Below are 19,118 nucleotides of genomic sequence, written 5' to 3'. Positions count from 1 at the left end.
GAGAGGGATTTAGGGTGAGGGCTTTTGATCCCTCCAACCCCCCTGCAAAAGCAACAGGGCTGTTTCATTGCCTCAAAGGTTGATAAGGGGTAGAAGTAGATTGAGGATTTGATAGTTTGGTAGACTGGGGAGTTGACCCACTCCAAACTTGATTAAACTGAGCTACCGACAACGACTGTAAAATACTGAGATTAAGCGGCTGTTTACTGATAAATGTAGCGTAGGAAGGCTGCAAATAAGAACGATATTCAGGGCGGTTGAGGAGATGGGTTTCTAAAAAAGCGACGCTGAGGGCGTTGAGATAGGAATAAACAGCAGCACGATCGGGGCCCAGCAAGGCAGGTGGTACAGGTAAGACATCGTTTTCAGGAGTAGGTTCGGCGATCGCTGAAAAGTGGGTGGCGTTTTCAATCAAAGCCAAGTACTTATTAGAGTCAGAAAGCCAGGTAAAGGGACGAATTTGCTCAAATACGGGTGGTGCAAAAACATCTTGACTACCTGTTACCAGCATGACGGGAGTTTTAATTTGACTGATTCCCCCCTGACCCAAAACTGAGCTGTCAATGGGATTAATCGCAATGATGGCTTTGATGCGATCGTCTTTGAGTTCGTAATTTTTTGGAGGTAAATCGTTTGCTTGACATTGCAAAAACAGCGACAAATTAAAAGATGAATTATCGGGATTACAATCTTGCCTCAGTTGCTCAAAGTTAATATTGGCTCCTGCTAAAGTCAAAACAGTATAACCACCAAAGGATTGACCGATCGCCCCAACTTGCTGAAAATTGAATTTTCCCTGGAGAGTGGGATCGGATTTATCTAGACGCTGGAGTTCATTGAGTAGATATTTGATATCCAAAGGTCGGTTGATAAATTCTGCTGCATCAGGTGGCCCTGCCAAACCCGCAAAATATTGTTGAAAGCGTTCGGCATTACTACCAGGGTGTTCCAGTACAGCAACGGCAAAACCGTATGATGCTAGATGTTCAGCCAGGTAGACAAAGGTAGAGCGATCTGAGGCCAGTCCGTGAGAAATTACAATCAGGGGAAAGGGAGGCGAGAATAATTCTCCAGTGTTTTGTGAACCTGCTGAAGGGAGATAGATATCCACAGGTAGACGGCGCGAGCGAGAAATGTCATTTAACTCTAGGCTTTTTTTCTGCCAGGTGAATTTTCCTGGCGATCGCAAATCTGGTTTTTGGGAGAAATCAATTTTGGAAGTGGCTGCTTGAGCGATCGCTTCTTTTTGAAGAGAGGCAAAAACTTCATCCTTTTTTTTAATCAATTGCGACAAGTCATCGACTATTCTCAACCCCTCTGTGAAATTCACCCGTATAGTATCGCTAGGAAATTTCCGCAGTAAATTCACCACTGTTAACCCCTCTTTTTGATCGGCAGCAGACAAAATTAAAGAGGCACGTATGGCATAGAAGCCATTCTTTCGAGACTCAGTGAGGAGTAGTTTTCCCAGTTGTTGCACCAACTGCTCACCTATCGGTGAGTAGGTAACTTGAGATACTAGTGTAGGAGTGAGACTAAAGCGCTGCTGGAGTAGATCCCGCAATTGAGCGAGTTGTTCAGGAGTCGCCCGGCTAGCATAAAATGACAAATCTTGATCGATTTTGCCTTCTTTAGCAAAGGTTTCCAGCGAGTCCACCGATAAGGAAAATTCGCCGAAGGGAGGATAATAAAAGCTAATGCGTTCAGCTCCCAATCCGGGAGTAGCAGTTAAGAACGTAGATAATAAACCTAAACCCAGATATCTCAAAAATTTTTTCATCAGAAAAACCCACTATCTAACCCTGACAAACAACTTTGGACAGGGAGGAAAGCGGGGCGGGATCTATAACCGCTTTCCTGTTGAATTGGTTTAGATATATCAAACAGGCTACAAGTACAATAAAGCAAGTACTTACCATAAATTTGACCGGAGCTTTGAACGAGCAAAATACATGAGTAGCAAATTTTTCAGTCAAACAGCATCAGTAGCGCGATAATAGATATAGAGATCAAAATTTAAGTTATATGTCCCTTGCTTCCTGCGCCTGTTGTGTTGTCGTCCTCAACCAACAACAAGAGCAAAATATCTCCCACCAAAACCAGTGCCAGGATGTGCCAGTTAACCACAGTAAGAGCACGGTTAAAAATTGCACTGTAATTGAAAATGGCCGGGTGGTCGTTAAACCCTTACAACCACCACTCAATGAGACTTCCGATTAACTTTCAGAGATTTCACTCCTTCACTCTAAAGGTAAAACATCATGGAAGCGGTTGTAATCAATGTAGCGATGTCCATCAGGTGTGTGGTGAAAGATATCGACAAATTGATTGTTCCACAAAATCTCATTAGCACCATAGCTATGACGGGCATGAACAACCTGGGCAACCGTTTCATCAATGCCACTCAAAGAGACAATCAGCATAGTATTTGTCTGGGTTAACGATTCTGGTGTCATCCCATATAAAGGACTAAACTCATCAATGACATGCATCACTGACCAGCTTAACGTGAAGCTAGGTGTTTGGTTCCTCACCAGTTTGAGATCGTGGAACCGACGCATGAACTGTCCTTCTAGGGTTACTTCGTCGCGCATCAAGTAGACTCGCATCTGCGCCTCCAGAATCGTATTGCGACGCTTATTAGCGCTGCGAAATATCAGAGTCGGCATCGCATTATGAGCTGTAATGACAGCAACACGGCTAAAGAGTACACGGGCTGTAGGTCGAGAGAACCGAGCAAACGCAAGTCCTGTCATTACAGCAATTCCCACCAAACCGATCATTGCTTCAATCGTGACAATAATGTTGGCGTAAGTTGTTTTCGGATACATTGCCCCATAGCCAATAGAAGCTAGGGTTTGGACGCTAAAGAAAAAGACATCTAAAAAAGAGCCAGGTTGGGCGTTGGCAATACAATCTCCTCCTATCAAGTAAGCTAGGGCAAATAGAGCATTAATACTTACATAGAAAGTACAAATCAGGAACAGAAAGCCAGTCCAGGGAATCGTTAACAGCAGATGATAGGGATCGCGCCAGTAGGAATGCCATGCACCCATACCTATAATCTCAAATTTTCCATCTTGAACTTGAATCTTAATCGGTGAGATCAAACGCTGTCGTTTCTTGAGTGAAAGTCTCTTCAGTCGAAATTTCATTGCAAGTAGCCAAAAGAACGGCAACTGCTTAGTATTGTAAATTAAGTTGCATTAGAGACATTCACTCTAAACAGAATGGCACTAAGAAAAGCCCAAAAGCTTGTGTCGCCTTGTTCCCAGCCTCCAGGCTGGGAATGTATTTAAAAGAGGCTCTGCCTCTTGTCAAGAAGATCGGAGGCGGAGCCTCCCAGAATGGGTTCCCTGCCTAGAGGCTGGGAACCAGTCAACAAGAGTGAATTTTTTAGCTTAAACAAGTATTTTTACTAGCATTTTTTGTATCCAAAATGTAATAAAATCAACACGGCAAACACAAAAATAAAATATGTCAAGTAAAGAATCGAGAGAATGGCATTTAACCCCCAATGGATGGGTTGCTGGAACATTGCAACACGATAGTGGACGTAATCCCATTTCGCCACCTGACAATAAAGTTCTAACTTGTATCTATAAAGAGACTATAGTTCCTGATGCTATGGCATTATCAGGTTATGGTGAGCCAGGCTTTAATCTATCTAGTAATGTTAGCGTCATTTGGCGTTGTTCAAATCATCAGCTTATATCTGAGCTTTTAGATAAATTTGGTTCATTTCCTGAGAGTATATAAATTGTCAAGTATTTATTTTCTTATAAACATATATGGGTCAATTTATTACTGAAACCCTTATTTTTGGTGTTGTTTTAATTCCACTAGCTTTAGGTTTAGGTCATTTTTTAGATTTTGACAAAGTTCAAGGTATGAGCCAGAAAGGATATAATTCTTATATGAAAATTATAATTTTTAAATGTTGGATAATTTTATTCTTACCTCTCAGTCTGTGGCTACGATTCCAAGCAACTCATAAATGTACTAAAAATTTATTTTAAAGAATCACGGACAAATGGGGTATCAAATAAATGAAAACTGCTGTAAATCAGCAAAAAAATAGGGTGTGCAATGCCCACCCTACTAATTTATCTGCTAGAAACTTATGAGAAACTTATTGTTATGGCTTTAGTGATTGACCTTTAGAACAGCGGTCAAACCACTCCTGGTATTTTTTCTGGTGCGACTCATCTTCAACAGCAATGGTAACACGCACCTGCTTGCAGCCGTGATTTCGCTCTAGTGCGATCGCATTCAATAATAAATTAGCAATTTTAGGCGAACTAAATTCGCCGCTTACCGTCAAACCGTTGTTATGTGTAGCTTCAAGTCTTTCTACTTCGGTCAAATCAAGCCCAGGAATTTCTCCTTGTCCTAAATCAATTTCTGCAAGTTGTTTGTGTTCTGGGCTAATTTGTTCCACAATCAGCTTTTCACGCCGGACAGGAACTTGTATCATCCGGGTTTCGATGACTTTGCGAACAATTACCTCACCAACTTTACGCTTACTACTTTCAACAAATAGTCGTTCTTCTAGTAGACGAATAATCTGTTCTTCATGTACCTGCTCTAAATTATTTAATGGATCAACTGGGCTATTTGTAATTTGATTGTTAGCTACTTGCTCAGTTGAGTTAAAATCGCCTGGTGTTTCTGATTCTAAATATTCAGGCATATATTCAATTTCTGATTTGTTTAAGTCTATGAAAACAGATTTAGTTGGCTTGTCTATTTTTTTTATTCTCTGGCTCTGCAACCGAAATAAAGAAGGATGTTTATCGGCTAACTGCTGTCTATATTCACCAGTTTTTTGATTAGCCTGGTTAGATATAATGAGGTTTAGCCGACGATTACCATCCACAATTAAATCATGAACTACTCCTACTAGCTGACCTTGGTTATCAAACACAGCAAAATCGTTCACCTTCTTTCTTAAATCTGTCAGCGAGGAGATAGTGCGAGAATTACCCTTTGCCTGTAAAGTGTTTTTTGCCATAGTTTGGCTATTCATATGAAAAGTTTACTAACTGCTTTCTATTTAGCTAAATTAAATGTATTAATCATCTGGATACCATTTAGAAAATATTTGCGGTCGATGGATTTATCCAACTCATATCCAGAGTAATATTTGCAATCAAAAACTCTAAGTGATATCAATACTTTTCGGTTAAGAGGGGAAGGGTAAGGGTTTGAATTTTCCCTTTGCCCTTAACCTTTCCCCAGACCAAAAGAGAGATTGTTGGGTTTATCCGAAAAGTATTGTAAGTGGTATCAGCTATTGTGAGCCAAGGTCAAGCTAATTCAATTGCTTCACCTGTACTGTGTAGAATTAATTATTAGTCATTAGCGATTAACTAATGACTATTTTTAGTTAGCGTTCTTCAATCGGAAGATTACCAGAATTCACATCTAACTCTTCACGACGCACAGTTTCTTGAGTTTCAACTGTGTCTTGATCGACCACTTTTCTAACTCTGACTTCTTCACGCAAAAATGCTTCTTTGCGAATTTCAGGAGTTTCTTCATGGATTTCTATGCGAGCAACTTCGCCTTCACGGAAGTCTGCTTCGCGCCCAGAAACAGCTGTACCCGCATCTGCTGGAGTTACACGTTCAATCACGACTCGTTCTCTTTCTACTGGCACTGCAATCCGTGCGGTATCAGTTTCAACATGCTTGCCAATCGTTACTTCTCCAGTTTTTTGGCGTCGTTTGCTGGCAATCAGCCGTTCTTCATACAATCTCAGAGTTTGATGATCTTGCTCATTTAACCCGTATAAAGCAGGCTCATTATCGTAAGTGTAGCTATCACGCGCGTAAGTAGGAGTTGTAGCTAATGGTGCTACAGGCGCTCCTAAAGGATCTAATCCTGCTAAAGGGTCTAATGGTGTTGCAGCTTCTACAGGAAGGTTGTAGTCTGTGGGTTGGCGATATACTCCACGCACCCGTTCTTCATAATCGTAATCAAGGGTTTGACGTTCATCAAACTCAGGCAAATCTTCAGCTTGCTCTCTAGTCAAGCCAATTGTGTAAACGCGATCGACGTTATAGTCGATACGGGCGCGGCCAATTGGTAGTAATACTTTTTTACCAAAAATCCAGAATCCTAAGTCAACAACTAGATAGCGAAAATGACCTTCTTCATCAACTAAAACATCGCTAACAGTACCAACTTTTTCATCAGTTCCCTGTGTATAGACACCCAGCCCTTTAATGTCATGACCATCAAAACTCTCTTGATAGCTAGGCTCAAAATCTTCTAATTTGTAAAGAACCATTATGTTTAACCTCAAATATTTTTTTGTCATCTCTTAATAACTAAACTAGACATTTATTTATTTTTGTACATCCTTCTGTCGAATGAATTATTTCCAGGGTTCAATAATCGAAAGTTATAGAGATTTTTGCTTGATATGACTAACTAGAGACATGAAATTGCGATCGTCTCACTTAACTTTTGTAAAGATATGTCTAGCTTTAGTACACGGGGTTAACTTGATATACATTTAAGATTATCATTGGAAAGTTTTGTATCTTGTATCTTTCAATCTGTACGTGGGTTCTAAAAATTTAATTTTTTTGAATGTTAATATTATTTATCGACTTTCTCAAAAGTCGATAATCTTGTTATTGAATAAAAAACACAGGCAAAGATAAAAATTGACTTTGCCTGCATAATTATTTTTAGATAAATCTATCAAACAAATTAATAAACAAGCTAATTAAATAGCTTCATATGCAGTAAAATCAGATTATTGCACATGTAAATTTCCCGCAGCATCAACATCTAATTCTTCTCGACGAATAGTGTCTTGTGCTTCCACAGTGTCTTGTTCTACTACTTTCTTCACCCGAACTTCTTCACGCACAAATGCTTCTTTATGTATCTCAGGAGTTTCTTCATAGACTTCTATGCGTGCTACTTCCCCCTCTTGAAACTGAAGTTCATTGGGATTTATAGCCTTTCCTGCTTCTGTTGGCGTAACTCGCTCAATTAAAACTCGTTCTTTTTGAATAGGTACTGTAACGCTTACAGTTTCTGTTTCAATATGCTTACCAACCGTTACTTCTCCAGTTTTGATGCGTTGTTTGTTGGCAATTAATCGTTCTTCATAGAGTTTAAAAGTTTGATGAGATTGCTCATTCAACCCATATAAATCTGGATCTTTTTGGTAATTGTATGTATCGCGATCGGAAATCACACCGCTAGTTGGAGAACGAAATACACTACGTACCTTTTCTTCGTAATCATTATTAACGATCGCATCTTCTGTATGATCGGGTAAACCTTCTATTTGCTGTCTGCTTAACCCATCAACATAGACGCGTCTTTCTGGATAACTGATCCGGGAAAGACCAATTGGTAGTAAGATTTTCTTGCTAACAAAATCTAAACTTATATCAATAATTAAATACCGGAAATGACCATCATCATCAACTAAAACGTCAGCAACTGAGCCAACTCTATCCCCTCCACCAGTATAAAGATCCAACGCTTTCAGGTCGTCTCCGCCAAAAGTATCTCGATAATTTTGGTCAAAATGTTCAAGTTTATGAAGAGGCATACGCTGTTCCGAAGTTGTTTATAAGGTTTATTTTCTAGTGTAAAAAATATTGCGCTAAGTATCCTCCTGCTGGCGACTGAGTTCAATGGAGATATTTGAGGATTTATATTATTAGAGGAACACTCAATGAAACAGCCCTGCGTTTTCAGGGGATTGGGCGATCTCGTCTGCGTAAGTCCTAATTAAGAGCCAATACTGAAACAATGGGAGTAGACACTACAGAACCATGCAGATTATGAGTGAACTTCCAAATACTCTTGAAGATGCGATCGCCCAATCTCGTACAGCCGTTCAAGCTGCCCTTGCAGATGGCTGTACTCGCTTACAAGTTGAGTTCCTGTTCCCAGAACTGAAGTTTATGCCGGTGGCGGAACAATTTCTGCCAGCGTTTACAGATTATGATTCTCGTTTGAAGATTTTCTTTGCTGACGCTGGCGCTGCGGCTCTAGCCCGTCGTGATTGGGCAGATGCACCATTTCAAATTTTGGATATTGGTACGGGTAGGGCTGCTTCATTGCAGACAAAAATTCAGCCAGAGGATGAAATTTTCTTATTCATCGCCCCCACATCGGTAGAAGTGCCGCAGTTGGAAAAGCTGTGTGAAGTAATAGGCGATCGCCCTTTAGTCTTGTTAAATCCCCGTTTAGAAGATTCTGGAACCGTAGGCATTGGTTATACAGCAAGAAAAATCCGCGATCGCTTTATCAGTACCATTGAATCCGCCTATTACGTGCGCCCCATAGACGATCGAAGTGCCCTATATCGCTGCTACCCAGGACAATGGGAAGTTTGGCTGGAAACCGCCGGCGAATATCAAAGAATTGCCGAATTACCCACAAAACCATCTGGTGATGATTTGGATCTCATTGTTTTAAAAGGACAACCGCAAACAACAACAGACGCGACACCTGCGAGAAAGCCAAGTGTGTTTAAGAGTTTGCAACGGTTCTTAAAAGCATTGAGTAGTTAGGATAATGCAGAGGTAGCAGGAAGAAAATTCTCATCTGCTGCCTCATTTTGAGTTTTTATACATCGTATTGATTATGCTGCAATACGGTTCAGTTAAGGCTAAAAACTAAAACTGGCGTAGGTTGGGTTGAGGAACGAAACCCAACATTATCAAGGCTTTGTTGGGTAACGCTTAAGCTCAACCCAACCTAATATTTATTAGGAAATTGTTGCATTCCCCAAAAGTGTCTTAATTGATTTGGAATAATTAACCCAGGGGACGGATTGTAATCAGAAGTTTTAAATGTTATCAAAGAGATGAATATAATTATAAGTATTGCAGGAGTTGCATAAAATAATCTTTTGATTTTACTAATTGGTTTACGAACTTGGAACATACAACCAAGAAAAACAAATATAAGAGGAAATGTATAAAAAAATCACAGTTGCAAAAATTAGGTTTATTGTGTTTGCTATCCAAAGAATTAGTTCAGCAATAACTGTATTTCTTAAATTACCTGTAACCAAGATAAATAGACCAACACACATGGAAAATAAACCACTAAGAGCTGATTCAATTTGTGTGTTTACACTTAATCTTGATATACAGCCTATAAATACAAACAAAGCTAAGATTATCGGATTGTAGTCTTTATTATTATTTTTAATTATCCAAAGCAAAATTATACTGGAAACTAGTGAAATAAATAAGGCTATGACATAACTGAAGGGATAATCATAAGGCGATAGCAACCAGAATCCGAAAAAGTGATTGAGGTTTAGTAAAGTTAATAAAGCAAGAGCTAATAAAAAAGGTATACTCCAAATAAATATTTGGAAAGTCGGAAAAAGGGCATTCATAAAATACTTTTTTAGGTTATATATTACTCTAAATGTTCAACATATTAATGATAGATTTAATAGAAAAACGTATTTATTCAGGGGAATATAAAGTTTTACATATATTAAATTATCGAAATTCAAAAATGTAGCCACCTCCATTGTAAATTCAATAAGACTTAAGTAAAAAGCCTTTATCCCACAATCAATATATTTTGCCAAAATGAGGGTAAAAGAAGAGAAGTGAGGAATTTTACTATTAACTCCTCACTTCTATCTTTTTTAATTTGTTTGCAATGGGGCATTTAAAACTTTCTCGATGCGATCGCGCGTTTCTAATAAGTGCGCTTTGGTATATTCATCTTCGGAACTAACCCCCTTAAGTTTTTCATCAAGCTGTTTGAGTTTATACCAAGCTAAAGTACGAGCATCTTCTGGAACATTTTCTTTTCGCAATACCATACTAGTCAAAATGTCCAAATACTGACGCTGCAAGCCTCGCCGCAAACTAGCAATCTTCATCGGTTTACCTTTTGGTTTGATGACTTCCGTCCAAATATCTGACTGCAAAGTGTCAAATAGTTCTGGTAGAGTGAGTGCTTTTCCTTCGGGAGTTTTAAGTTCAATATCCTTGAGACGAGAGAGGCGATCGCCTGAGAGTAAATCTCTCAATACAGAACCCTGCATCATTAGCACCAAATCATGAATGGGAAAATCCAAACGACCAACTTGCGGAGAACTACCCCAATGTCGCCAACGGGAAGGTGCTAATTTATTGAGTAAATCTGGTGAAAAACTCAGGGCATCTTCTGCAAATACATATTTTTGTAGCGTTTCTAAAGCTTGGCGTTGTTCTTCAACTGGTACTGGTTCAAATGGTAAACGGTGTTGGGGAACTCCAGAGACTTTCTCGGCAGGTATCTCGCTGGGGTGAATGCGATAGAAAGATTGTCCCCCGATATATTTTGTGGTGTAATATATTTGCTGGAAATAGTTACCCAATACTGTGCTAAAACGTTCGCTCACATCGCTGTAACTATCACCAGCCATAGGGAAACGCTTATCCAGACGTTCCCACATCACCCGCGAATTATTCAATTGCCACTGAGAATAAAGCAGCACATTACTGCTGTTATCCCAAGCATCAGCTGTGGGGTCAAGGTCATACACATCTTCATCTGTGGAATAACTCAACTCTGGCTTGTAAGATTGTGCAGCAATTTCCTCCAAAATTGGCTTTTCTGCTAGAGGAGTTGATGTTTGAATTGTTGTGTAGCCGTACTTAATTGCCCATTCATCATAAGGCCCCACCATACTCGGAAAATAATCTCCTTGTTTTGTACCTTGAGGGGCGATATTTGGGGGAATATAGTCCATCACAGAAGTTGTCAGACCTTTATTTTTGGTAACTTCTGTATTATTCATATCCTGTGGTGGTAGCAGTGTACTACCACGGAAGTTATGACGTAAACCAAGAGTATGTCCAACTTCGTGAGCGATGATTAAACGTAAATATTGATTAATATATTCTTTTACCTTGTCTGGAGTAGCAATAGTATCAGGTAGCAATGACATCGCCAGCGAACCAAAGGCAAACTGGTTAGCAGCTTCCATGCCGTAGCATAAATCGTACTCGCCTGCCATTTTTGATAAACGATTCAACAACCCCTCTTGTCCTTGCATCTTCTGGGGTACACTATTGTTTTTCCCATCTAAACCATTAGCGCAAAGTAGACGATTTTGCATTAAAGCTGATAAAGTCGTGCGACTTTCTGTTTGGCTGGGTTGGACGATTTTGCGATATTCACCCTTGAGTGCCCGGATAAAGCTAGCATCTACGAGAATATCTGCATCTAAAATTTCCCCTGTCAATGGATTAACGCGAGATGGCCCCATCGCAAAGTAGCCATCGACTGTGTTAATCCAGCGAATCGTGTTGTAACGAATATCTGCCGGGTCCCAGGTAGCATCATCTGGCATTTGGCGGACTTCAATTGCATCCTTGAATCCGGCTTTGAGAAAGGCTTTGTTCCACATGAGAACGCCTTCTTTCATCGCATCGCGGTACTCTAAGGGCACAGCGTTATCAATCCAGAAAACAATCGGTTTTTTGGGGTGAGAAATGACTGCTTTCGGGTCTTGTTTTTCTAAATGCCAGCGATTTATGTAGCGGACAAAAGAATCGCCGCGATCGTCGTCTTTGGATAAATCTTGGTAGGCGGTGATGAAATAGCCAATGCGATCGTCAGCAAGGCGCGGTCGATAATCTAGATCGGGTAGTTGGGAGAAACTGTAGTGGACGCGCAGGGTAAAACCGCGGTTGTCAGCTAGCGACCCAAAGCCTGCAATTTCATTGTCGCCGTCAACGCTACTAGAGTAATTCAAAATTGACTCGACTTCTAAGTTTTGGGGAAAGGCTTTAGCAGTACCAAAATAGGACTGGCTTGTGCTTTTTGGTACTCCTAAACCTACAGATAATCCAGCTAAGTCTGTGAGTAACAAATCTTGCAAGTCAATGAGAATAGTTTTGCGTTCTGGATGAATGCTTTTAATGGGAATGGTGTAGAGAACAGAATCACTAAACGATCGCGTCAGCGATCGCACCTGGGGATCTCCCTCACGAGTGCGAAAATTCACATTGCGGATGACAAAGTGTAATTTATCATCCACCCGTTGGAAATAAAATAAAAAATCTTGCAGAGGCATACCACTGTAAATACCCCGTTCGCCAATACCCGATTCCAGGGTTGCCGTAGCTAGGTAATTTTTATTAAGTTGTTCTGGCTTAATTTCTAGATAAATCTTATTCTTTTCTTTATTACGATAAAGGGTGAACAATCCCCCAGATTTTTGGGTGTTTTTAATTACTTCGTTAAATGGCTCTAAATCATCCTTTACTGCTGGTTTCGCGGTAGTACTAGGCTTTGTATTTGCTTTCTCTGAGGGGTTTGCAATTTGTAAAAATGGTTGCTGACCTGCTTGTTTCAGGTTTTTTACTATCCAAATAAACGGTTGAGGCTGTGCGTGTTTATTTTGATTAACTACCCAAACTTGATTTGACGGTAGCCTCTGTTTCTGAGGAATATTAATATTATTTGATGATAAGGCTGAGATTTTCGTTGAAGAAGTTTCTGTCGATAACTGACTATTGGATTTCTTTCCACTTCTGACTGTAACCACATCTTCTCCAACAATATGCTTGGCTGTATCAACATTGTTAAGAAACGGTGACTTAGCACTAGCTGTTGCTATCCCTAAAAATAAACTATGTAACAAAATCATATAAAAGGTTAATCTGTTCATCGCATTCATTACCTGATAACTATCTCTCGTTAATTTTTAACTTTTGCAAAGCTATATAGCCTGCCCTCTGGCGATTATCTTAGCTGCTTTATATTAGGCAAAAAACTTTCGACTTAAATTTTAATTGCCATTTTTCAGCTTTGTTGTGCTGTTTTAGTGTAGGATTTTTTCTAACAATTGCATCTTCCACAAACAGTAAGTATGATTTTTACATCAGACTAGGAAATTTCTTGGATAAAAAGTATCACAAATTAGCTAAATCATAGAATTAGTTGAGCTGGGAAATAATTTTAAAGTTAACACTTTATTTACATTATGAGAGGAAGCTTAAGGCTACTACAGATGAGCGAGAAGCCGCCATCCAGAAATACCGTTGGCAAATTCATAAGAAGTAGCCTGCCCTAAATATCGCCAACTCACGATTTTTTTACTATAGTATTTATTTATACTATTGATTGTTGGGAATGCAAAGCAAACTGGCATAGGAAAGTTTTTAATTCAGGATTATCAAAAACAGTTATTTAAATGTAACAACGGAAACAAAAATGTCAACATATTTATCTCAAGTTTGGCAGCTGCTGAGAAATTATGTGAGGGGTACAAGGTTACAAGAGATGCCAAAGACCACATCCCTAGAAACTGAAGCAGTTTTACCTATAGGAAAAAATATTAAAGAACCAGATAAAAGCGTTAGATTTGCTCAAGATAATTTGCAGGAATATTTATACTCTCCAAGACTGCAAAAAAGCTTAGAAAAATGGACAATACCAAAAAACAGTTTGACTTCTCAGATAGACGATCGCACATTGGGCACTTTACCCACTGGGTTTTGCTTTAAAGTATGCGATCGCCAAATGTATGAAGAGATTTATGATTTATTGGGCAATGGTGCGCTGAAACCTGAAATAGTCAATCAACTAATGGAATTGGTTGTGACTGGTCAAAAAATTCGTCCAGAATTGCTTTTTGAGCGGCTAGAAGATTTTTATCGTCGCTGGTGTCAGGGAGAATTTATCGATGGTACACCAGATGATAACCTGCCTCAGAAAACAAAGTTAAAGCTAGCGGCACAAAATATTGCGATCGGGTTGAGACAGGTAGACATATATACAGGGCTGAACGTACTGATTTTATTACTAGAGTTACACCGTTACGCCCAAGGGCAAGATGAACTCAAACAAAAAATCATCTTCTATCCATCTGCCCAACCGGACACAGACAATTTTTTCACATCCCAACTGCTGCGGATTATCAACTATAGCGATGCCCTGGAAATTGGCAACTTTAGTAGTATAGTTGGACAATTCCTCAAAGGCGGCAACTTTCGCAATGCTTACCTCGGCGATGCCAACCTTACCGGGGCAGACTTTAGCGGTGCTGACCTAAGTCTTGCTTATCTCGGCGATGCCAATTTAACTGGCGTAAACTTCAGCGGTGCCAACCTTAGCGGTGCCAACCTCGGCGATGCCAATCTCAGCGGTGCCAACCTCAGCGGTGTTAACCTCAGCGGTGCCGACCTCAGTAGCACCAACCTCAGCGGTGCTAACCTTAGCTGTGCCAACCTTAGCCGCGCCGACCTCAATCGCGCCGACCTTAGCAATACTAACCTTAGTCGCGCCGACCTTAGCCGCGCCGACCTCAACCGCGCCGACCTTAGCAGCACTAACCTCAGCCATGCTGACCTAAGTAACGCCATCCTTTTTGGTGCAAATCTGAGTGAAGCCAACCTTAATAGCGTCAGCCTTAGCCATGCCGACCTTTGCCGCGCCGACCTCAGTGGTGCTGATTTGAGCCACGCCATTCTCAACGGTACTAACCTCAGCGACACAATTCTTTTCAGTACTAACCTCAGCGATGCTATCCTGGTAGCCGCAGACCTCAGCTATGCCAAACTTAACGGTGCCAAACTTAATAATGCCAGACTTAACGGTGCAATGTTCTTAGGTGCTGACCTCAGCGGTGTAGACCTGAGTCGGGTGATTCTCAACGAAGCCGACCTCAGCGGCGTGATTCTTAACGACGCCGACCTCAGTGGTGCCGATCTCACTGACGCCATCTTGTTTGGCACAGACTTCAGCTATGCCAACCTTAACAATGCTAACCTCAGTGGCAGTAACCTCAGTGGTGCTATCCTCAACGGCGCGGATCTCAGCCATAGTAACCTCAGTTACGCCATTTTAGGTGGTGCAGACCTTAGCGACGCCAATCTGGAAGAGATGATCTGGGGTAAAAAGCAGCAGTGGGAGGGTGTGCGGGGATTAGAAACAGCAGTTAATATACCGGAGGCGTTGAAGGAAGAACTGGGACTGAATTGAGATGAGGCGAGATTTTATCTTAAACTTTAAAGAGCTAATACATTTATGTATATGTTTCTCTCTCCAACTAGAAAGCCCCCAGATAAATCCAGGGGCTTGAGTAATTTTGGTTGCGATCGCGTAATGACTGTAGGCGATCGCAATCTGCGGTAAATGCACTCTAAAATACTTAATTAATTACGGTGATTATTGTTGTAGTGAACCCTTGTACCTGCCCACAGCAACTTCTCCCGTAGCGTCTGATAGTAGGAATTGTTCTCGCGCAAAATAATAAATTTAGCCCGACACTCTGCCATCCGTACATCAACACGGTGTCCGGGCCAAATTGAAGTTCCCAAAACCCCATCTGTCCACAGCTTGGTACTCAAATCGTAATCCCCCAAAGGCCAAATACTCACCACAGAACCAGGGGGTAAAACGAGGGGACGACTAGAAAGGCTCATTGCACAAATAGGAGTGATGGTAAGCGCCTCCATACCATCATGCATGATTGGCCCATTCGCAGAAACGGTATAACCTGTGGAACCTGTGGGAGTGGAAATAATCAACCCATCCCCGACGTATTGATCGACTACCTCACCATCTATTTCCATTTCTAGAATTGAGGTGATCATTCGGTCAGCGGAGGCAGGTTTGACACAGAATTCATTTAAAGCCAGGTAACGTTCGCTGACTGGTTCCAAATTAGATCCATGACCCTCATACACCGCAGCTTGCAACATCATCCGTCGTTGGATAGCATAACGATCCTCAAACAGCCGATCCCAAACTTTCTCTGTATCCTGAAACTCTTCCACTGACTCAGTTAAAAACCCCAGATGGCCTCCTACATTCACTCCCAGAATTGGGATACCAGCTGGGGCTAAATGTCTGGCACCAGTTAAAACAGTACCATCGCCACCGAGCACCAAAGCGAGATCGATTGGTTGACCCGCCGAAGCCAAAAAGACTGGATAGGGGTTGTCTTTCGGCCCGCTAGGCCCCATCAACACTTGGCAATCGCGGCTTTCTAGTTGTTTCGCACAGATTTCTGCCCATTGTTTACTCCGGGCATCCCGCGCTTTATAAGCAATGATTACCTGCTTGAGTTGCACGCACAATTACCACTTCAGGAGATTAAACTGCTCCATATCGACGGTATCGCGGTTGCGATAAATGGCCAGCACGATCGCTAAACCCACCGCCGCCTCGGCTGCGGCCACGGTAATCACAAATACTGTGAAAACCTGACCCTTAATTAATGTTGAGTCGAGGAAGTTGGAAAATGCCATTAAATTCAGATTAACAGCATTGAGCAGTAATTCAATTGACATCAGCACCCGCACAGCGTTGCGGCTAGTAATTAAACCGTAGATGCCAATGCAGAATAAAGCTGCTGCTAGTAATAAAAAGTACTGGAGTTGCATGAATCTGAATATCCCTCCTGAAAAAATCTGGCTGTTTATCTGCGACTCAGGTTGCAAATATTACTCTTTTGTTTCGCTAGTTGTTGATACTAGTTCTCTGGGGCGTTCTTGCAAAGTCAAAACAGTTTGCCCCACATTGGATTGTGTCAGTTGATCTGGCAAATACTCGCGACGTGCCAAAATAATTGCTCCTACCATCGCTATCAGCAGCAAAATGGAAGCTAATTCAAAAGGTAGTAAAAAGTCAGTGAAGAAATGTTCGCCAATCAAAACTATAGAACTTTCACCACCGGCTACAGGAGCGGTTGAATACGCCCAAGGAGTAGCCAGCACCATCGTACTTAAAAGACCAAATAATCCTACACTAACTACACCCGTCAATACTTTCCGCACCCAAGAGTTAGGAAATGCTACAAAATTCTGCCGCTTGTTCACCAACATAATGGCAAACAAAATCAGCACGTTAACCGCCCCTACGTAAATTAGTATTTGTGCAGCCGCAACAAAATCAGCATTTAGCAACAGGTACATTCCCGCTATGCTGATAAACACACCCCCCAGCAAAAAGGCAGAATAGACGATGTTGGAGAACAGCACCACACCAATGGCTGCCCCAATCATCATCACGCCCAGTATGCCAAGTGATACTAACTGTACTCCTTCTGCTAGATTCACTGTTTTTTGTCCTTAGTCAATTATCATTGGTCATTAGTCATTGGTCATTGGTCATTAGTCATTAGGAAAGGACAATGGACAAATGACAAATGACATTTATTTTTCTGTTTGTTCTACCAAGTCTTCTGGACGCGCACCTGCACGTGGCGCATCTGCGGGCAGTCCGTGGGGTTCGAGGACGCCTTTGGGTAGGTAAACTAGTTCGCGCAGTGGTGTCACCATTGGGTCATCTGTTACTTTATACGGCAGACGACCTAGAGCCACGCTGTCATAATTCAATTCATGGCGATCGTAAGTGGAAAGCTCATATTCTTCTGTCATCGATAGACAGTTAGTGGGGCAAAATTCCACACAATTACCGCAAAAGATACAAACTCCAAAGTCAATGCTGTAGTGGTTGAGTTTTTTCTTTTTGCTGGCTTTGTCGAATTCCCAATCTACTACAGGTAGGTTAATTGGACAAACGCGAACGCAAACTTCGCAAGCGATGCACTTATCAAATTCAAAGTGAATCCTACCGCGAAACCGTTCGCCAGGAATTAGTTTTTCGTAAGGGTACTGTACAGTAATTGGACGCCGCCGCATGTGGTCGAAGGTGACAGATAGACCCTGACCAATGTAACGCGCAGCTTGTACCGTTTCTTTGGCGTAATCACCAACTTGTTTTAGGAACTTTAGCATTGTGCTTCACTCTCTCTTTATTAAGCTATCAGCGTTATTTGTCCCTTGTTTTTAGTCTTTCGTCATTAGTCATTTGTGTATGCGAATGACTAATGACTAATGACTAACCACCAAAAGCGAAGGGAAAGGCTAGTTTCAGGGCGGCGGTTAATAGGAGATTAACCAAACCAACCGGTAACAAAAACTTCCATCCTAAATCTAACAGTTGGTCAATCCTTACCCGTGGCACTGTCCAGCGCAACAGGATGGCGACAAACACTAGTAAATAAGCTTTGAACACGGTCATGGTGATACCTAAAGCCGCAGTTACTATCTGGAACACAGGATTTAATTCACTGACTCCCAGCCAACCAGCAATGAGGTTGAGGGGAATCGGAAAGTCCCAACCGCCCAGGTAGAGAATTGCTACTAGTAAGGAAGAAAGGATCAAGTTAACGTATGAACCCAGGTAGAAGAGACCGAATTTCATGCCTGAGTATTCAGTTTGATAGCCTGCGACGATTTCTTCTTCCGCTTCAGGTAAGTCAAAGGGTAATCGTTCGCATTCAGCGAGGGCAGCTATCCAAAAGATCAGAAAACCAATTGGTTGTCGCCAAATGTTCCAGCCCAGAATGCCGTAGCCAGACTGCTGATTGACAATATCAACAGTGTCGAGGCTATTAGACATCATAGCGATCGCTAATACCGCTAACGCCAAAGGAATTTCATAACTGATAGATTGCGCTGCTGCCCGCAAGCCCCCTAAGAGGGAGTATTTGTTATTAGATGCATAGCCAGCCATCAGCAAGCCAATAGGTTGAATGCTTGACAAGGCAATCCACAAGAATACGCCCATGCCCACATTGCTAATTACGATATTCTGTCCAAAGGGCACAATCAGGAACGACAGAAACACCGGAATTACAACAATAATGGGGCCGAGGGTAAACAGCCAGGGGTCAGACTTGGCTGGTACTATATCTTCTTTAAATACCAGCTTCAGACCATCCGCTACAGGCACCAGCAACCCAAAAGGCCCCTGGTATTCTGGCCCAATTCGCTGCTGTGCGGAGGCGGAAATTTTCCGTTCTAGCCAAGTAGCAACTAATACCCCCACTGTTGCCCCAATTAGCATCAGTATCATTGGCAGCGGCATCCAAATCGCTTTGGCTGTTCCTGCTGGTATACCTAAATCCCGGAGGGATTCAATAAAAGTTCCTTGGAGGTCAATTCCTGAATTCATGTTTCCGCTCTTTAAGACATCGAGTCATGGTGAGTTACAACTATTAGTTAAATTAATACCTGTAAATTCACCCATTTTTAATTTTTGCTGTGATGACGCCCGATTGAAGATTTGTTGCCAATTCCCATGCCTAGTATATCGTTGGA

At 41.5% G+C, this 19,118-nt stretch carries 15 protein-coding genes and 3 pseudogenes; 6 read left to right on the top strand and 12 right to left on the bottom strand.

Annotated elements, in window-relative coordinates; translation table 11 throughout:
• Positions 1-64: 64 nt before the first annotated feature.
• The gene (locus V7K53_RS07795; protein WP_335196979.1) at positions 65-1,780 is read right to left on the bottom strand and encodes an alpha/beta hydrolase; all 1,716 of its coding nucleotides are present in this window, start codon (positions 1,778-1,780) and stop codon (positions 65-67) included.
• Between the two features lie 245 nt (positions 1,781-2,025).
• On the opposite strand from V7K53_RS07795, the gene V7K53_RS07790 reads away from it, so the two are divergent.
• Positions 2,026-2,220 carry a hypothetical protein gene (locus V7K53_RS07790; RefSeq protein WP_335196978.1) on the top strand — a complete coding sequence of 65 codons (195 nt, stop codon included), beginning with the start codon at positions 2,026-2,028 and terminating at the stop codon, positions 2,218-2,220.
• Between the two features lie 20 nt (positions 2,221-2,240).
• Here V7K53_RS07790 and V7K53_RS07785 read toward each other — a convergent pair whose 3' ends face one another.
• Entirely contained in the window at positions 2,241-3,155 is a 915-nt protein-coding gene (locus V7K53_RS07785; RefSeq protein WP_335188318.1) for an ion channel, read from the bottom strand.
• A gap of 322 nt (positions 3,156-3,477) precedes the next feature.
• On the opposite strand from V7K53_RS07785, the gene V7K53_RS07780 reads away from it, so the two are divergent.
• Positions 3,478-3,759, top strand: a complete 282-nt coding sequence (locus V7K53_RS07780; protein WP_335196977.1) for a hypothetical protein — start codon at positions 3,478-3,480, stop codon at positions 3,757-3,759.
• Between the two features lie 32 nt (positions 3,760-3,791).
• A complete protein-coding gene (locus V7K53_RS07775) occupies positions 3,792-4,019 on the top strand; it encodes a hypothetical protein (protein WP_335196976.1) in 228 nt (75 codons plus the stop codon).
• Positions 4,020-4,138: 119 nt separating this feature from the next.
• Here the strand turns inward: V7K53_RS07775 and V7K53_RS07770 are convergent, their stop codons facing one another.
• The 3 genes from V7K53_RS07770 to V7K53_RS07760 form a co-directional block, all read right to left on the bottom strand.
• Positions 4,139-5,014, bottom strand: coding sequence for a DUF2382 domain-containing protein (locus V7K53_RS07770; RefSeq protein ID WP_335196975.1), 876 nt, complete (start codon positions 5,012-5,014; stop codon positions 4,139-4,141).
• 375 nt (positions 5,015-5,389) lie between these two features.
• On the bottom strand, positions 5,390-6,295 hold the full coding sequence (locus tag V7K53_RS07765) for a DUF2382 domain-containing protein (protein ID WP_335196974.1): 906 nt from the start codon (positions 6,293-6,295) through the stop codon (positions 5,390-5,392).
• 474 nt (positions 6,296-6,769) lie between these two features.
• The gene (locus V7K53_RS07760) at positions 6,770-7,582 is read right to left on the bottom strand and encodes a DUF2382 domain-containing protein (RefSeq protein WP_335196973.1); all 813 of its coding nucleotides are present in this window, start codon (positions 7,580-7,582) and stop codon (positions 6,770-6,772) included.
• A 235-nt stretch (positions 7,583-7,817) separates the two neighbouring features.
• On the opposite strand from V7K53_RS07760, the gene V7K53_RS07755 reads away from it, so the two are divergent.
• On the top strand, positions 7,818-8,552 hold the full coding sequence (locus V7K53_RS07755) for a DUF1995 family protein (RefSeq protein ID WP_335196972.1): 735 nt from the start codon (positions 7,818-7,820) through the stop codon (positions 8,550-8,552).
• Positions 8,553-9,652: 1,100 nt separating this feature from the next.
• Here V7K53_RS07755 and V7K53_RS07750 read toward each other — a convergent pair.
• Positions 9,653-12,673, bottom strand: coding sequence for a zinc-dependent metalloprotease (locus V7K53_RS07750; RefSeq protein ID WP_335196971.1), 3,021 nt, complete (start codon positions 12,671-12,673; stop codon positions 9,653-9,655).
• A gap of 545 nt (positions 12,674-13,218) precedes the next feature.
• Between V7K53_RS07750 and V7K53_RS34010 the strand changes: the two are divergent.
• Positions 13,219-14,319 (top strand): annotated as a pseudogene (locus V7K53_RS34010) (pentapeptide repeat-containing protein); the annotation flags it as partial.
• Here V7K53_RS34010 and V7K53_RS34005 read toward each other — a convergent pair.
• A pseudogene (locus V7K53_RS34005) lies at positions 14,274-14,369 on the bottom strand (hypothetical protein); the annotation flags it as partial. The pseudogenes V7K53_RS34010 and V7K53_RS34005 overlap by 46 nt on opposite strands.
• On the opposite strand from V7K53_RS34005, the pseudogene V7K53_RS34000 reads away from it, so the two are divergent.
• Positions 14,350-14,988 (top strand): annotated as a pseudogene (locus V7K53_RS34000) (pentapeptide repeat-containing protein); the annotation flags it as partial. The pseudogenes V7K53_RS34005 and V7K53_RS34000 overlap by 20 nt on opposite strands.
• Before the next feature lie 173 nt (positions 14,989-15,161).
• Here V7K53_RS34000 and V7K53_RS07740 read toward each other — a convergent pair.
• The 5 genes from V7K53_RS07740 to nuoH all read right to left on the bottom strand — a co-directional run bounded on the left by V7K53_RS07740 (position 15,162) and on the right by nuoH (position 18,972).
• Positions 15,162-16,082 (bottom strand): NAD(+) kinase, encoded by a 921-nt coding sequence (locus tag V7K53_RS07740; RefSeq protein WP_335196969.1) that lies wholly within the window; start codon positions 16,080-16,082, stop codon positions 15,162-15,164.
• A 6-nt stretch (positions 16,083-16,088) separates the two neighbouring features.
• Entirely contained in the window at positions 16,089-16,394 is a 306-nt protein-coding gene (nuoK, locus tag V7K53_RS07735; RefSeq protein WP_006199065.1) for an NADH-quinone oxidoreductase subunit NuoK, read from the bottom strand.
• Between the two features lie 60 nt (positions 16,395-16,454).
• Positions 16,455-17,069 carry an NADH-quinone oxidoreductase subunit J gene (locus V7K53_RS07730; protein ID WP_335196968.1) on the bottom strand — a complete coding sequence of 205 codons (615 nt, stop codon included), beginning with the start codon at positions 17,067-17,069 and terminating at the stop codon, positions 16,455-16,457.
• Between the two features lie 96 nt (positions 17,070-17,165).
• Positions 17,166-17,750: an NAD(P)H-quinone oxidoreductase subunit I gene (gene ndhI, locus V7K53_RS07725; protein ID WP_190890175.1), complete on the bottom strand. Its 585-nt coding sequence runs from the start codon at positions 17,748-17,750 to the stop codon at positions 17,166-17,168.
• 103 nt (positions 17,751-17,853) lie between these two features.
• A complete protein-coding gene (gene nuoH, locus V7K53_RS07720; protein WP_194045704.1) occupies positions 17,854-18,972 on the bottom strand; it encodes an NADH-quinone oxidoreductase subunit NuoH in 1,119 nt (372 codons plus the stop codon).
• Positions 18,973-19,118: the final 146 nt, after the last annotated feature.

This window comes from Nostoc sp. (genome assembly GCF_036917355.1).
In the GTDB taxonomy this organism is placed as follows: Bacteria; Cyanobacteriota; Cyanobacteriia; order Cyanobacteriales; family Nostocaceae; genus Nostoc.
This window is presented reverse-complemented; position numbering and strand designations above follow the sequence as displayed.